At 60.1% G+C, this 15749-nt stretch carries 10 protein-coding genes and 1 pseudogene; 3 read left to right on the forward strand and 8 right to left on the reverse strand.

Annotation, left to right across the window (positions count from 1 at the left end):
• The first annotated feature begins 754 nt into the window (after nt 1-754).
• Nucleotides 755-1321: an acyloxyacyl hydrolase gene (locus tag FHT71_RS25575; RefSeq protein WP_183722598.1), complete on the forward strand. Its 567-nt coding sequence runs from the start codon at nt 755-757 to the stop codon at nt 1319-1321.
• Nucleotides 1322-1587: 266 nt separating this feature from the next.
• Here the strand turns inward: FHT71_RS25575 and FHT71_RS25580 are convergent.
• Nucleotides 1588-2086, reverse strand: a pseudogene (locus tag FHT71_RS25580) (ATP-binding cassette domain-containing protein); the annotation flags it as partial.
• A gap of 51 nt (nt 2087-2137) precedes the next feature.
• Between FHT71_RS25580 and FHT71_RS31910 the strand changes: the two are divergent.
• A complete protein-coding gene (locus tag FHT71_RS31910) occupies nt 2138-2410 on the forward strand; it encodes a CHAD domain-containing protein (protein ID WP_246718093.1) in 273 nt (90 codons plus the stop codon).
• 139 nt (nt 2411-2549) lie between these two features.
• Here the strand turns inward: FHT71_RS31910 and FHT71_RS25590 are convergent, their stop codons facing one another.
• Genes FHT71_RS25590 through FHT71_RS25600 form a run of 3 tightly spaced genes read right to left on the reverse strand, consistent with a single transcriptional unit; the run spans nt 2550 to nt 6983 of the window.
• A complete protein-coding gene (locus FHT71_RS25590) occupies nt 2550-3572 on the reverse strand; it encodes a biotin/lipoyl-binding protein (protein WP_183722600.1) in 1023 nt (340 codons plus the stop codon).
• Entirely contained in the window at nt 3562-5901 is a 2340-nt protein-coding gene (locus tag FHT71_RS25595; RefSeq protein ID WP_183722602.1) for an ABC transporter permease, read from the reverse strand. The genes FHT71_RS25590 and FHT71_RS25595 overlap by 11 nt, the downstream gene beginning before the upstream one ends.
• A complete protein-coding gene (locus FHT71_RS25600; RefSeq protein ID WP_183722604.1) occupies nt 5901-6983 on the reverse strand; it encodes an efflux RND transporter periplasmic adaptor subunit in 1083 nt (360 codons plus the stop codon). The genes FHT71_RS25595 and FHT71_RS25600 overlap by 1 nt, the downstream gene beginning before the upstream one ends.
• A 1247-nt stretch (nt 6984-8230) precedes the next feature.
• On the opposite strand from FHT71_RS25600, the gene FHT71_RS25610 reads away from it, so the two are divergent.
• Entirely contained in the window at nt 8231-8623 is a 393-nt protein-coding gene (locus tag FHT71_RS25610) for a response regulator (protein ID WP_183722608.1), read from the forward strand.
• Here FHT71_RS25610 and FHT71_RS25615 read toward each other — a convergent pair.
• The 4 genes from FHT71_RS25615 to FHT71_RS25630 form a co-directional block, all read right to left on the reverse strand.
• Nucleotides 8604-11720: a PAS domain-containing protein gene (locus FHT71_RS25615; RefSeq protein WP_210301574.1), complete on the reverse strand. Its 3117-nt coding sequence runs from the start codon at nt 11718-11720 to the stop codon at nt 8604-8606. The two genes, FHT71_RS25610 and FHT71_RS25615, sit on opposite strands and share 20 nt — an antisense overlap.
• A gap of 228 nt (nt 11721-11948) precedes the next feature.
• Entirely contained in the window at nt 11949-13601 is a 1653-nt protein-coding gene (locus FHT71_RS25620) for a fatty acid--CoA ligase (RefSeq protein ID WP_183722611.1), read from the reverse strand.
• A gap of 246 nt (nt 13602-13847) precedes the next feature.
• Nucleotides 13848-14789, reverse strand: a complete 942-nt coding sequence (locus FHT71_RS25625; protein ID WP_132593281.1) for a 3-hydroxyacyl-CoA dehydrogenase NAD-binding domain-containing protein — start codon at nt 14787-14789, stop codon at nt 13848-13850.
• Nucleotides 14790-14791: 2 nt separating this feature from the next.
• Nucleotides 14792-15733 (reverse strand): 3-hydroxyacyl-CoA dehydrogenase, encoded by a 942-nt coding sequence (locus FHT71_RS25630; protein ID WP_183722613.1) that lies wholly within the window; start codon nt 15731-15733, stop codon nt 14792-14794.
• Nucleotides 15734-15749 lie beyond the last annotated feature (16 nt).

A 15749-nucleotide genomic window follows, 5' to 3' on the forward strand; every position in this document is an offset into this window, starting at 1 on the left:
TGGGAGCGTCGTCGGACCGATAGCGGTGCCCAAATCCGATGGATGTTCTCAGTCGACCAAGCGCGCGAAAAAATGGCTAAGTCTTATCCAACACCTGTGCTCAACGAGTCATAATCTCTGAGACAGCACACTAGGCTCTTTTTCCGCCCGATCCCCCGGGTCGTAAGCGCTTCCTCTCACACCATATGTCAGGCCGCACTTGCCGAAGTCGAGCTCGTATGCGTCGTTTCCCGAAACAAGTGCTTCCGAGAATGTACGCCATCGCGAAACGGCTTGATTGAGATCAAGCAAGCGTGCGAAATTGCGCGCGGCCTGTGATCGGGACGCGACCGGTCCATCGCATTTGATGGTGGCGAGAGGGAAATAGATCGGAGACAATATACCTGATGAAGGCGCCATCGCCCTTATGGCCAGTAGAGACAACCTTCATGGCAGCCCTCGAAAGCAAACACTAAAAATCGGACACCGGACGGATCCGGAATCGCTCAATGTATTCGGAACGAGGTGCGTGCAGAGTGCTCATGGAAGTGAACGGACATAAAGCAAATCAAATGTCGCCAAGGACCGCCATTACAAGAATTTCAGTAAGACTAGCGTCGAGCGGAAAACCTCGCAACGGTTGGGTTGGTACGACTGAGTCTTATTTTCCCCAGCCGGCGGACAAACACGCAGCGAAAAAGGCGCTTTACCAAACGAATCCTCTGCCCTCAAATCCCTTGTGGATCGCTTTTTGATTCGGACGAAGGACGTGACGATGAAATCTCAAACTGTTGCGGCCCGCTCGACAGCTGCCCTCTTGACCGCCGCGGCATGTCTTTCGGTGACGCCCGTCTATGCGGGTGAACAGATTTTCGACGAGTTGCGCTTTGGTGCTTCCGCATCGGTCCAGAACGGTGGCGAGCATGAAGACGGCGTATTTCCAGAAGTGTCGGTTTTCTTCGATCCTTTCGGACAGGACGCCGCTACCGGCTGGAGACAGCAGCTTGCCCGCCCCCGCATCAATCTTGGAACGTCGATCGGGACATCGGGCCAGGCAACTCAGGTTTATGCGGGCTTTTCGTGGACGGCGAACTTCAACGAGAAGCTCTTTGCTGAAGCGGGCTTTGGTGGTGTTTGGCACAACGGCGAACTCGAGGGAAACAATGATGGTCCAGATCTCGGTTGCCGGTTCCTTTTCCGCGAGTATCTCGGCGCTGGATATCGCTTCAGCCAGCATTGGAACCTGATTGCGCAAGTCGCGCATTCCTCGCATGCGAACCTGTGCGAAGGCCCCAACAACGGCATGACGCGTGCGGGTCTCCAAGTGGGATACAAGTTCTGACGATCGGGTTTCTCGCAGTTGGAGCGGAAGAAAAACTCGGCGTCAGTCCCTCCAGCGTGAAACCCGAGTTACGCTATGGATCAGTTCGGCTGCCGTGGCGAAGTCTGCGAATAGAATGAGTAGTCGGCGCTCTTCGCACTTTTCGATCTAGTAGCTTTTGCAAAACCGCCGGGTACAGATCCTTTCGGCGTTTACCGCGACCTGCTGAAGTTGGATCCGGTCACCCCGGACCATCGGTAAACGCTTGTCGAGCCGCACCGAAAGCGCGATAGCCTGGTCATGGTGTCGAGAACCTCCGAACCCATCTCCGGATCAAGTGCCGAGGTCGGCTCGTCGAAAAGCATGACTGCCGGCTCCATGCAAAGACTACGGGCAATCGCCACGCGCTGCTGCTGGCCGCCGGATAGCTGGATTGGGTATTTGTCGGCCTGCTCCGGAATGCGGACACCCTCCAGAAACCGCAGCGCGGGTCTTCTTGGCCTCGGCAACCGGCACACCCTTGATCCACATAGGCCCGACCATGCAGTTCATCAGCACCGTCATGTGCGGAAACAGGTTGAAGTGCTGGAACGCCATGCCGACATGCTTGCGCACCTCGGCGACTTTGCGCATCCTGTCGTGCAGCGTGATGCCGTTGACGATGATCTCCCCCTGCTGGTGCGCTTCAAGCCGGTTGTAGCAGCGCATGAGGGTCGACTTTCCGGAACCGGAAGGGCCGCAGACGACCATGCGCGCCCCTTTCTTCACCGTCAGGCTGATGTCCTTCGGCCGCCTTCCAGACGATCGCCTTGTCGTGCTTCCGGCAGTTTCGGCTCAATGAGGACGTCCTTCTGCGTCGCAGTACGCCCGAAACACGGCATTAGGCGCGAGTGGCGCTCCCGGCGATTGCGCTCGGCATTCGCTCTATTCAAGCCGAGCCTGTCGGGCGAAGAACCTCGGCGGTTGAACGGCGAAATGCGCTGGCTGGCCGGCGTGCTCGGCGATGCCCGAAACATCGACGTGCTGCTCGCGAAGGCGAAGGACGCCGACCTGCGGTTCAAGTTGAAGGACGCCCGCCAGGGGCGTTCGACGATGCGATCGGGGCGCTGAATTCGTCCCGTGCTGGGGCGCTCGCGCTCGACCTCAACGAATGGCCTCAATGCGGCGACGACCGCAAACGACCGGATGTGCGCAGCGCGATAAACACGCGTCACGATCGCATTGGTCGCGTATGTCGCATCCAGTCGCGTTATCGTGAACCACCGTCTACTACTTCAGGCAGCCAGATCGTCATGCCAGGCTCCAAGTCCTGATCGCCGGCTAGCGGATCGAGCCGCACCCAGAAGGTGTTGAGATCGTGATCGCCGACCGCTCTGGCGGCCCGCCAGGTGGCAAACTCGCCGAGCGGCCTAAGTTCGCTGATGCGGGCTCCGATGCTGCGTCCGTCGTTGGCACGCAGCGTGACGGTCTTGCCTACGGCCATGTCCCCAAGAGCGTCCTCCCGCAGCGTGAACGCGATCCATCGCTCGCCGTCAGGCTCGATCGTCAACACCGGCTTGCCCGGTGAAAGAGCCTCGCCCAGCTCTGCCACCTGGATCAGGACGGTAGCATCGACGGGCGCCTTCAACATTGTCTTGTCCAGCGCGATCTGGGCCTCGTCCACGGCCGCTTGCGCGGCTGCCACTTTGGCGTCGGCGAGCGCCAGTTCCTCCTTCGTCGGCCCGGCGCTTGCTGCCGCCAGTTGCGCGCGCTTCAGGTCGAGATCGGCTTGTGCCTTGCCGAGCTGAGCCGTGGTGTCGTCGACCAATTGCCGGCTGCCGGAACCCTTGGCAGCCAGCGCAGCGGCACGGGTATTCTGTTGCTGCGCGAGCAGCAGGTTTGCCTCGGCGGTCTTCACCGACTGTTCGGCGATGGCGACTTCTTCCATGCGGACGCCGACATAGACATGATCCCGGTCGGCCTTGGCACTGGCGGCGGCGGCCTTCGCCTGCCCGAGCGCTGCGGCCAGTTCCGGGCTGTCCAGGGTCGCGAGGAGATCGCCTTTCCTGATACGCTGGCCCGAATGGACGGCAACATTCAAGAGCCGTCCACCAACTTCCGGCGCGATGCGGATTTCCGTGCGCTGGACCATGCCTGGGACAACGTCGCCCGCGTTGCTTGTGACACCGGCTAAGGTCGCGGCACCCCCACCCGTTGCCATCACGACGACAGACAGCGCCAGGGAAAGTGTCCTGATCCGTGATGTAAGAAAGTCGACCGCGCTAGTCGTCATCGTTCCCTCCCCGCAAGCCTGACCACCACGCCGACATGATAGCGAGTGCCGCGTATACGATTGCCAGCGTCCACAGCCTCTGCCAGTTGCTCCACACATCCGTCAGCGAGGCTCCCATCTGATTGACGCGCACCAGGCCGTCGATAGCTGCGGTGCTTGGCAACACCTGGCTTGCAATTCGGATTGCGTTGGGCATCGCCTCCAGTGGCCAGGCGACGCCTACCTGGAAAAACAAGGGCAGGCTGATCGCGATAAAGAGCAGCACCGCCGTCTCGCGGCGCTCGAACCACGAGCCGACGAATTGTCCGAGGAAACTCACCGACAGGATGAAGGGAATGGCAAGCACCAGCATGTCCAGGAATCGCCCGTTGGTCGAGAATCCGTAAACGTGCGGCAGGATGATCAGGTAAAGCGCAAAGCCGGGTAGAACTAGCAGCAGATGCGCGAGTGCCTGGCCGAGCACCGCGATCGGTCGGCCGCGGCTGTGCCGCGCCTGATGTCCGCCTCGTTCGAAGGCAACGCCGCCGAGCGTGGCCGAGCCCATCAGCAACGTCTGCTGCAAGATGAGAATAAAGGCCGCCGGCACAACATAGCTGGCATAGCCGCCAGTCGGATTGAAGAGCGGTTGATTGAGGATTTCGACAGGTGAACTTCTAATGAGCGCCGCCCGGCGCAGACTGCCGTCAGAACGCGCACTGCCGGCCGCAAGATCTGCAGTAACGGTCGCCGCCGCCTCCGTAATGCCCTGAAGGGTCCTGTTATAGAGCAGGAAATAGGTGGAATCGACATAGATCGGCAGTCGAGCGCTTGCCCCCTTCAGCACCTCGCGTTCTGTCCCTGCCGGAATGCCGACGATACCGAACACTTCCCGCCGGGCGAGCGCTGTCTGCGCCGCTTCAAGCGTGCTCGGACGGGCGGACACCTGCGTTGCTTCGTCGGTGTCGAGCATTTGTATAAAAGTCCGGCTGAGATTGGAAAAATCGTCATCGACCACCGCGACCGGGATCTTGCGGACGAGCTGCCCCAGGTAAGGCTGGGGATAGAGCAGGCCGTAGATGATGGGGGCGAGCACGATGAGGCCGAAGACGGCGCTGTCGCCGAGCACGCGTTTGTATTCAGCGGAAAATGCCCCGACGATCCCCGGTGGTGCTGCCGCCAGCGGAGCCGCCTGCTTTGCCGCTTTGGCAGGGCTGCGGGCGATGACGGTCAGTCTCAGCCAGGACAGACCGAAGCAGGCGACGGCGAGTGCCGCGAGCGCGATGAAAGGCCTTACCGAATCATGAGTAGGCACGCCGCGGGCGGCCTGGTCGAACAGGATCTGGATATACCAGCGCAGCGGCAGCATATCCCCCCAGAGACGTGCAAACCCGCCCATCGCCAGAACCGGAAAGCCGACGCCGGCAAACCCGAATGAGGGCGAGCAGATCACGCCGGTCAGCGACAGCCCGAGCGGCAGGTTCCTCACCAGAAGCTGCAGCAGCGCTCCGAGCGACAGATAGGCGATGACCAGCAGGATGGCGGAGGCGCCCATCAAAATGGCATCGCCCCGGAAAGGAATCTGGTTGAGCCCGTGGATGATACCGAGGCCGACGACCATCAGCAAAATGAACACCCCGAAGTAGGGAGCAAGCTTGCCGACCAACGCTGTGAGCGGGCTGCCGCCGGCTGCGGCAAGCCATTCGCGCACGCTGCGCGAACCGAACTCGGAGCCCACCGCGTAACCTCCGGCAACCGCGGTAAGAACATGGAGCACCGTGGGCAGTATCGCCCTGAGCAGGAACTGGACGTAATTGAGGGCGGGATTGGTCAGCACATATTGTTCGGTCACCAGCGAGCCCGGCGCAAACCCGGTGCTCCTGCCGGGCGGTTTGGGTAAGGTCGCGGCCGCAGCCGCGATCGACGACTGCAGCCCGCCGGAGGCGATATTGCCGGGCGAGAAATACTGCTTGTTGTAGAAGATCACGATCTGCGGGCGCTTGGCAGCAAGGATGTCACGTTCGAAGTCTTGCGGGATGTAGACAGCAGCAATTGCAGCGCCCGAGCGGATCGAATGCATCGCGCCGTCGAGATCAGACGAACGGCGCGCCACGGCCACGGATGGAGCCGCGTCGATGGTCTGGATGAAATGCAGCGACGTGTCGGAACGATCCAAGTCGACGACATCGACGCGCAGATTGCGAACGACCGCATTGCTGAAGGTCGCCGTCAGGATCAAAAAGGCAATCAGCGGGATCGCCACCACAAGCAACAGCGCCACCCGGTCGCGCCAGATCCAGATCACCTCGCGGGTGGCGACGCAGAGCAGGCCGGGTGAAACGGGCGACGGCATCAACGCCCTCCGCTCCATTGCAGATAGGCGCTCATGCCGGGGCGAAGCTCGGGGATCTTCACGGTCGGATAGGCGCGCACCTCAAAGGTTCGAAGGTCGAAGTCGCCGGTCGCGCGGGTCGCGCGCCAGCCGGAATATTCGCCGCGCGTCGCGATTGTCCTGACCTCGATCGGAACCATCCGGTCGCCGAGCGCCGGAATGCGAACCTCGAGCTTGTCGCCGACCTTCAGGCCTTTGACGAGGTCTTCCCGGAGATCGAAGCTCAACCAGACATCGCTGAGGTCGACCAGGGAGAGGAGCGGTACGCCTGGCGAGACGTATTCGCCGAGCTCGGCGCCGATTTGATAGACTTGGCCCCCAACCGGCGCCCTTACGGTCATTTCGTTGACCTGGGTGTTCAGCGTCGTCACAGCCGCCGCCGCCTTGTCAACATTGGCCTGGGCAATGCCGCGCTCCTCCTTGGTGTAGCCGGTGACAGCTTCGTCATAGGCGAGCTTTGCCTGCTCGAGACTGCGTCTGGCGACGTCGAGGGACGCGGTCGCCTCGTTGAGCGTCTGGATGGCCGCTATGCCCTTGGTGGTCAATTCGTTGGTGCGATTATAGGTCTGCTGCGCCAGCGCCAGATTGGCCTCGGCCGAGGCGATCGCCGCCTTGCGCTGCGCGATCACCTCTTCGCGGACTCCAGCATCGATGCGGGCGAGATCGGCGACGGCGACCGCCTTTTGGGCTTGCGCCTCTTTCAGCTTGCTGAAGATCTGCGGGTTGTCGATCGTCACCAGTACCTGGCCGGCCGCAACATTGTCGCCCCGCGCCACCGGACGCTGGCCGACGCGTCCGTCGACGCGGGCTGCGATGTCGATGCGCGTCGCGTCCGACTCGCCTTGAACAAGCAGCGGTTGCGGCTGGACGAGATACCATAAAGAAAGGCCGACGATCATCGCAACCGTCAGGATGACGATGAGCGCAGCGGCTCGGGAGGTGCGAGGGCCAGGCGCGCCGCCGCCTGTGGCATGCCGGGAGCCTCCAGGTGCTTCCTCGATGACATCAGATCCGTCATTGGGAGACTGCAACAGCTCACTCATGGCAACGCCCTCCGCGATACGCAACGCGCCCTGTCCATAGCATGTTTCCCTGGGCCAGCCGATCTCAATTCAGCAGGTCGTGGTAGTCCCAGATCGCCCTTCCCACGCTGCCTGTCAGATCGCCGAAATATGAGCACAACACGCTCCCCTGTCTGGATCAACCGCGCCACGACGTCTCGCGCTCGCGCCGCCACATCGACGGGCTTTGGCCAAAGGCCTGCCTGAACAGCTTGCACAGATGTGCCTGATCAGAAAACCCCACGCTCAAAGCAATCTCGCTCAACGAAACTGAACTTGTCAGCATCAGATGACAGGCTTCCTCAAGGCGCCGCCTTACGATGTAAGCATGCGGCGGCTCTCCGAACGCTTGTTTGAACGAGCGTGAGAAGTGCGACGTGCTTCGCCGCGCAACGGCACTCAAATCACTTGCGTGAATGGTCCGATGCAGGTTTCTGTCAATGTAGGATCGGACACGCGCCACCTGCCAACCCGCCAATCCACCCGTTCCGGAGCCCTCGCCGCGTGAACGGCGCTCGATCTCCGACTGGAGTATGGACGACGCAGTGGCCAATGAGATCCTTGCCGCCTCCTGGTCATGCTCGATCTCGGTTTTGGCCGCTTCAAGGAGCAATACCAGGCTGTTTGCCAGGGGGCCGAACTCGAGATCGATTGGAGCTGAAACGTCTGCAACCTCGCCATACGGGCTTTCCATATCGTACCTCAACAAATATGTCGTACCAGCCGACGAACTTGGTGTGCCGGCTCTCAACGAAAGCCGTCTTGAGGTGCAATTTGATGATTTGGGATGCCGCGATCTATTGCACTCAGGTGGCGCGAGCCGGCACGTTGGTCTAGCTTGACTAAACTTTGGATTACACGCGGAAGGGCTGTCGATCGAAAGCCTGTGTAACCGCCATTGCTCGTGCGGCTTGTCCTCAGCAGTGTTGCAGTTCCTCGGGTACGAGTTGCAGTTTTTCGGCCATTGGCCGAGCGCGAAAAGCGAATGGGCGTTCATCTTTGGCATCAGACGGCGCGGTGTACCTTCACCGTCGCTTCAGCGATGCCGATATCCCCTGAGCATCCTGCCGCGCAGCGGGGAATTCGCGCCTAGACATAAGCCAAAGTTTACAGGCAAGTGGTATTGCTCCGGCACTACTTTTGGGCGCAGGCTAACCCTATTCGCATCCGGGTGCGCCGGTGTCGTCGGCGCGCTCGCGTCGCAGTTTGTGCGCACTTCCGGAGCACATATGCCGAAGGCGTCGTTGGTCTCAGTCGTCGAGGACGATCAGTTCTTTCGCGAATCCATGAGGCGGCTCATGAGATCGCTTGGCTACGACGTCGCAACGTTTCCGTCGGCAGCCGATTTCCTCGCGTCGCCTCGTCTCGCCGAAACCGCCTGCCTGATCGCTGACGTCCATATGCCAGAGATGACCGGGCTCGAGCTCCATGAGCACCTCATCGAGGCGGGTCACGCGATCCAGACGATCCTCGTGACTGCCTACCCCGACGACGTTGACCACACCCGCGCCTTGAACGGCGGGGTCATTTGTTATCTTCGCAAGCCGTTTGATGAGCTGCATCTAATACGGTGTCTTCGTGCGGCTCTGCAGCCCGGCGCGCCTAGCGGCTGGAATTCGTAACTTCCCTGTCACCGCCGGGCAAGGAGAACCGAAGTACGGCCCCGGGCGAAACATCCGGGTCTGCCCATAGCCGGCCGCCGTGGGCATCGATGATCGACCGGGAGATCGACAGTCCCATCCCTACCCCGCTCGACTTCGTGGTGTAGAAGGCCTGGAAGACGCGATCGACATGATCGGGATCGATGCCGGGTCCTGAATCGCGCACGGAGACGAGGACGCCACCAGTCTGGCTTTCTTCGGTGCTGATAAACAACTCCCGTGACCCGGCCTCGATCGTGCTCATGGCTTCGACCGCGTTCAGGATCAGGTTCAGCACGACTTGTTGCAGTTGAACCCGATCGCCCTCAATGGGAAGCAGTGCCTCCGCCAGGCGCGTTCGGACCGAGATTCCATTCGTGGTGATTGCGCTTCGCGCCAATCCAATCACTTCATCGATCGCCTTGTTCAGATCGAAACGAGACTTCCGAGGAGGCGCCTTTTTGATGTGATCACGGATACGGTCGATGATATCTCTGGCTCGGTCCGCATCGTCGACGATACAGGCGAGCGCTTCTCGGATTTCACCCAGATCCGGCGGATTTCGGTCCAGAAAGTGTGTGGCCGCACGGGCATTGTTACGCGCCGCGGCTATCGGTTGCGTGATTTCGTGGGCCAGCGAGGCGGTTAGTTCTCCCATCACGCTCAGGCGGTTCATGTGCGCGAGTTCCGACTCCAGCTCGCGCAGCCTCTCACGCTCCGCTTGCGCGCGCATCAGGGCGGTCACGTCGGTGCCGGTGCCGCGATAACCACGGAATTCTCCGTTGGCATCAAACACTGGCTTGCCGCTGGCCTTCACATACATGGGAGAGCCGTTATGGCGATCGGAGCAATATACAAAGTCACGGAACGGTTTGCGTGAATCGAGACTTGCCTGGAGATGCAGCCATTTCTCCGGTTCCGTTTCAAGATCGAGGGCGCGATCCCAGCACGTCTTGCCGAGCCGATCAGCCGTGTCTGAGCCAAACGCATTTCCCGTCAGCAGCGTGAACCTATAGTCTGGACCGATTTCCCAAAACCAATCGGAGGCACTTTCGGCGTAGTCGCGGAACTTCCCCTCACTTTCGCGCAAAGCTTGCTCGGCGCGCTTGCGTTCCGTCACATCGAGAAGTGTACTGACCACCTCCAGAAGTTCTCCATTCGCTGAGAACTTCGGATGAGCGGTCATTTCGATGTATTTGATGTTTCCCGCGGGCAGTTCAATTCGGTACTCGAGTTTATAGTCTCTCTTCTGCTCCACCGCTCGCCGGGCCTCCTCGCGCACCCGTTCTCGGTCGCCAGGGTGGATCCTTTGTTCCACAGCGTCGCGGCTCGGGAGGCCGTTGCGTGGATCAAACTCCAGAATTCGATAAGTCTCATCCGACCAATAAAGAAGCGCTGTGTTATTGTAGGCTGCCGAACCGGTGTGACTGAGCCGTTGCGCTTCGGCCAAATAGGCCTCGCTATGGCGTAGTCGGTCTTCGGACTTCTTGCCTTGATCGACGTCAACAGACAGGCCGTACCACTGAATGATCTGCCCCTGTGGATCGCGCAGCGGCTCAATGCGAGCGTGGTGCCAAAAATATCCGCCGTTCGACTGACGTAGACGGTACACTGCCTCGCAGGATGTTCCGGTCTGAATTGCGTGATCGATGGTCTTTATAAAGTCTGGCAAGTCGTCCGGATGCAGGAATCGCTCCCACTTGCGGTTCTTGAAATCCTCAAGTCGCGTGCCAGTGTAGTCCAACAGGCGCTGATTGGCATGGGTCGGTTCACCGTCGGGGCCGGTTGACCAGATGAGGCCGGGCACCGTGTCGATGATTTGCCGGAGCCGGTATTCGCTTTCCCGCAGAGCTTGCTCTGTGCACTTGAGCTCTTCGATATCCAGGGTCGTCCCGATCCATAGTAGCAGGGTTCCATCGCTTGCCCGGAGCGGCTCGGCATGGGTGAGAAACCAGCGGTAGTTTCCTTGAGCGTCACGGACTCGATAATCATGCTCTCCGCCCTCGCCACTGCGCAGCAGATTTGACCAGTATCTGCGTGCTTCTTCGTGGTCGTCCGGATGCAACAGGGGGATCCAGTCGTCCCACTGCGCCCCAATGTCGATGCCGAAACGTAGGGGATGATCTTTCGGAACACCAAGGAAATCCCCTTGTCGTTTGTTCACGAAGGTGAGGCTGCCGGATGGAGTTCCGTACCAGGTATAGGCCGGAAGCACATTGAGAATGGATTGCAGCTGCGTCACGAACCTCGGCCATTCTTCGGTCTTCTTGCCCTCATCGATGTCAAAAGACAGGCCATACCACTGGATGATGCGCCCCTGCCGATCGCGCAAAGGCTCGCAGCGAGCATGGTGCCAACGAAATTCGCCGTCCGCCCGGCGCAGCCGCAGCACGCCCCGGTACGACGTTCCCGTCTGAATTGCGTGATCGAAAGCCTTTGCGGTTTCTGGAACGTCGTCAGGGTGCACGAAGGCTTCCCAACCAACATGCTTGAAATCCTCCAATCGCATGCCGCTGTAGTCCAGGAGGCGCTGGCTGACATGGGTCGGTTCACCGTCGGGACCAGTTGACCAGATGAGGCCGGGTACCGTGTCGATGATTTGACGGAGCTTATACTCGCTCTCCCGAAGCGCCTCCTCCGCTTTTGTTCGATCATCAATGTCGATCAGAACGCCGTACCAGCGCAGCACACGGCCGTCGCTCGCCTTCAACGGTGCTCCGTTTACGACGAACCACCGATATCGGCCGTCCGCTCCCCGAAATCTGCAAACTACATCGTGAGGCGTTCCAGACTCCAGGTTCCTTAGCCAGGTGTGCGTCTTGAACGCGACGTCGTCCGGATGGACTGTTTCCATCCATCCATCGCCGGTAATTTCGCCGAGTGTTGCTCCAAGATACTCAAGCAAACGCTGGTTGACGTATTCGATATTGCCCTCGGGCCCGGCACTCCACACAAGCGCCGGAATCGTATCCACCAACAGGCGAAGCTCTTGCTCGCCGCTGACGAGTGCCTCCTCAGCTCCCTCACCGTCCTCTGACACAGGCCGCTCCATGGCCGAACTACAGGTTCGAGCGACCATCTTATCCCCTGTGTACGAGACGAACCATGTGCTTTCGACCTCGTTTTGACGATTCCAGATCTACGTGAAGCAAGGCTTGGCGTGTCGCATAGTCTGCCACAGCAACATTGGCTGAACCGACGAACGCCTGCCGCTCCTCGATCAATCTGCCCGACGCAGAAGGCACCTGGCGCCGAGCAGCTCCAGCCCTTTTAACCTTAAGGTCGACCGCATGGTTGCGCATGTGAGCTAGAGTTTGCCGTATTTCCCTCTGAGCTCATTCTTGTTGAACTTCCCAACGCTCGTCTTCGGGAGCGCGTCGACAAACAGGATCGTGTCGGGGATCCCGTACTTCGAGATCACCCCGGCATCGGCGAAGGCCTTCAGATGCGACTTGATCAGCGTATCGCTGAGATCGCCGCCCGTCAGGACATCCCTGACGACCAGCGCCAGTGGTCGCTCGCCCCATTTGTCGTCCTTGACGCCGATGACGGCGGCTTGCGACACCCCGTTACATTGCGAAATAAGATCTTCGATCTGGAGCGATGACACCCACTCGCCGCCGGTCTTGATGACATCCTTGATCCGGTCGACGATACGAAGATAGCCGTCAGGCTCGATGATGCCGATGTCATTGGTGTGTAAGTAGCCGCCAGCCCACAACTGCTCGGATGCTTCGCCATTGTCGACATATCCCTGGGTGAGCCATGGCGCACGCACGACGACTTCGCCAGGTGTTTTTCCATCATGCGGTACTGCGTTCAGACCCGCGTCGACCAAACGGATATCGACCAGCGGTGCAGAGATGCCGGCTTTGGTTCGGATATCGACCTCGTCCTCGACATCGCCGGTCAGATCCGCGGATTTCACCTGCGCCAGACAAAGCAGCGGAGCACTCTCCGACATCCCGTAGCCGGCGAAGATGTCAACGCCTAGAGCAAGGGCCTGCTTGGCGAGCCCCTTCGGCAGTTCCGAGCCTCCGATCACCATCTTCAGGCCGGCGAGATCGGTATTTGCCGCTGTGGCCGCGCCAAGCAGCATTTGCAAGATCGTCGGCACACAGTGTGTGAAGGTTACGCCTTCGGTTTTGATCAGCTTGACGAGCAAGGCCGGGTCGTAGCGTCCCGGATACACTTGCTTGACGCCACAAAGCGTCGCCGTCCAGGGAAGTCCCCAGGCATGCGAGTGAAACATCGGGGTGATCGGCATATAGACGTCATCGCGGCAAAACCGGCCTTGTTTCGCGGCGGTGCCGAAGAAAGCCATTTCGGCAAGTGAGTGGAGTACCAGTTGTCGATGACTGAAATAGACCCCTTTCGGTAAACCCGTCGTGCCGGTCGTGTAAAAGGTAGTGGCAAGGGCGTTTTCGTCGAAGTCCGGGAAGTTGTAATCAGGCGAAGCGCCGACGAGGAGGTCCTCATATTCGCCGGCGAATGTAAGCCCCCCGGTTTGCGGCACCGCCCGATCCGACATCAGGATTAGCGTCTTCACATTGGGCAGCTGCTGCTTGAGGCCTTCCAGAACCGGGACGAAGTCGTCGTTGACGAGAAGGACTGACGCTCCCCCATGATTGATCGTATATGCGATCTGTTCCGGTGACAGGCGGACATTCACCGTCTGCAAAACAGCTCCCATCATCGGAACGGCAAAATAGGCTTCCAGGAATCGGTTGCTGTCCCAGTCGAGCACGCCGACGGTGTCGCCGGCTCGAACACCGAGGCTCGCAAGGCTGGACGCGAGGCGCCCGACGCGTTCGCGCAACTGGCGATATGTGAGGCGCTTGATGTCGCGATATACAATCACCTGATCGGGCGTTTGTGCTAGCGGGGTATGCCATAGCTGCTTCAATAGAAGCGGATATTCGTAAGCGGACTCGGCGGCCTTTATAAGCTTTCCGGTCATGGTGGTATCCTTGAAGGTATGAGCCGTCAGGGCTACTGTGAGCTGGCGGCAACCGTTGTTTTGAGGGCCCGTCAGATCGATGTTGGCGGCGATCGCTGGGGCAGCTGTAAAGTCCTGGGTGGGGTGCAGCCAGCGATCTTACGTTTCATCTTCGGCGCTGGGCCACGCTGCGGGTGAAGCACGCCGAGCGCAGTTCGGGTTTGGTTTCCCAACGGCACGCGCACCTCCTCCAAGTGCGCGTTGCCCTCATGCAGAATTGGCACGCAGTTCGAGCAGCCCGAGCAGGACCTCGTCCCGCTCGGCGGCCAAGTCGTCGATCGACCGCGAGCCCACTTCGGCACGAACGCCTGCGATCAGCTTTTGCTGGAGTTCCGGGGTCAGTTGCGGTGAACCCAGGACCTTCCACCAGGCGGTCATCGGACCGGTAAATTGCTCCAGGAAATGCTCCATGCCGCCTTGACCGCCACCGAGATGGTTAAGAAGAACCTGGCCCATGATCCCCCATCGCAGCCCCGGCCCCCAACAGAGCGCGGTATCGACGTCAGCGACGCTGACAACGCCCTCGCCCACCAGATGATAGACCTCCCGGGCAAGGGCAGCTTGCAGCCGGTTGGCAACATGTCCCGGCACCTCTTTGTGAAGGCGGACGGTTCGCTTGCCGAGAGCCGTATAGAATTCAGAAGCGCGCCGGATCGTCTCCTCGGACGTCTTGGTACCGCCGACGATCTCGACAAGCGGGATCAAGTGTGGCGGATTGAATGGATGGGCGATGACGCAGCGCTCCGGATGAAACGGGCAACCGGACTGGATCTCGCTCATCGTCAGGCCGGACGAACTCGACGCGATGACGACATCAGGCGGCAGCAGCTCGTCGAGCTGCCCATAGAGCTTCTTCTTGAAATCGATCCGCTCGGGTCCGTTCTCCTGCACCAGATGAGCACCCTTGACGGCCTCTGCCAAGTCCGCTGTAAAGACCAGTCGCAGTTTAGAGGCGCCGGGCGTCAGGCCCAGTCTTTCGAGCGCGGGCCAGGCGCCGTCAACGAAGCGTCTCAACGAAACTTCGGCGTTCGGGGCGATATCGGTCGCCACGACGTCGAGGCCCTTCGCCAGGAAAAGTGCCGCCCAGCTCGCGCCGATGACGCCCGTACCGATAATGGTGACTTGAGAGATCGGCTTATTGCCAGTCATGGTCAATTCTCCTTTGAAGGGATTTCGACGTATGCAACGCCGGACAGATTGCCTTGGGCGAAGAGAAGCGCACGCTTCTCGGAGCCATCGAGGCTTGCAGAATAGAGCGAACCACCAAGGTCGGTGACGAACATCCGATTGCCGGGAACGTCGAGCGCGATACCGATGCCTTCCATCAGATCGCTGGCGATGATTTCAGGTGCGTGTCCATTTCTGACCGGCGCATCGATTGAGGTACGATTGACCGTATTGCCAAGCGGAGGATTACCCCGGTCCGTCCAGTAGATGACACGGCCCTTAAGATCGAGTTCGAGGTCGATCGGCTCGGGCAGGTTGTCGAGCCATACTTCAATGTCCGTGCGACTGGCGGCGTCCTCGCCATTGGGTATGTCGATGCCCGCACGGAAGATGCGGCCGAGGCCCGAATTGTCGGCACCTTTCTGTGTCCAGTAAATTTGCCCGCGCTCGGGATCGACCGTGATGCCGACGCACCACTTCGCGGCGTCACGACGGTCAGCGTCGCTTTCGCCGGTCTTGACCAGGGTCTCGACATTCGTGCCGTCAAGATTTGCGCGCATTACCCGCATGCCCTCGCGGTCGCACCAGTAGAGCTTGGCGCTGCGCTTCTCCAGATGAAGCTGCTTTGGCGTGAACGTGATGCCCTGGGGGATGATGACCTTGCGATTGCTGCCATCAAGGTCGGCACGCTCGATGGAACCGTCGTTGAGGTTGGGCACCCCCATGTTGGTCCAATAGATATGGCCGGCCTCGATATCGACCGCGATACCATCGGGAAGGTGACAGTCAGCGACGATAACCTTCCCGCTGGAGCCGTCCGGACTCATCGAGTGAATGCGGCCACCACTCAATTCCAGAACGAACAGTCGGCCAAGCGCCTCGTTGCGGCCAGACGTCGGTTTCAACTTCGCCAAAGCGTCAGTCATGGTTCTTTCCTTTCAC

Source organism: Rhizobium sp. BK060 (assembly GCF_014193145.1).
Taxonomy (GTDB): Bacteria; Pseudomonadota; Alphaproteobacteria; order Rhizobiales; family Rhizobiaceae; genus Rhizobium.

Bases quoted from the DNA above. Each gene is read 5' to 3' on its own strand.
- FHT71_RS25575 (WP_183722598.1), top strand. From the start codon at position 755: ATGAAATCTCAAACTGTTGCGGCCCGCTCGACAGCTGCCCTCTTGACC.
- FHT71_RS31910 (WP_246718093.1), top strand. From the start codon at position 2,138: ATGAGGACGTCCTTCTGCGTCGCAGTACGCCCGAAACACGGCATTAGG.
- FHT71_RS25590 (WP_183722600.1), bottom strand. From the start codon at position 3,572: ATGACGACTAGCGCGGTCGACTTTCTTACATCACGGATCAGGACACTT.
- FHT71_RS25595 (WP_183722602.1), bottom strand. From the start codon at position 5,901: ATGCCGTCGCCCGTTTCACCCGGCCTGCTCTGCGTCGCCACCCGCGAG.
- FHT71_RS25600 (WP_183722604.1), bottom strand. From the start codon at position 6,983: ATGAGTGAGCTGTTGCAGTCTCCCAATGACGGATCTGATGTCATCGAG.
- FHT71_RS25610 (WP_183722608.1), top strand. From the start codon at position 8,231: ATGCCGAAGGCGTCGTTGGTCTCAGTCGTCGAGGACGATCAGTTCTTT.
- FHT71_RS25615 (WP_210301574.1), bottom strand. From the start codon at position 11,720: ATGGTCGCTCGAACCTGTAGTTCGGCCATGGAGCGGCCTGTGTCAGAG.
- FHT71_RS25620 (WP_183722611.1), bottom strand. From the start codon at position 13,601: ATGACCGGAAAGCTTATAAAGGCCGCCGAGTCCGCTTACGAATATCCG.
- FHT71_RS25625 (WP_132593281.1), bottom strand. From the start codon at position 14,789: ATGACTGGCAATAAGCCGATCTCTCAAGTCACCATTATCGGTACGGGC.
- FHT71_RS25630 (WP_183722613.1), bottom strand. From the start codon at position 15,733: ATGACTGACGCTTTGGCGAAGTTGAAACCGACGTCTGGCCGCAACGAG.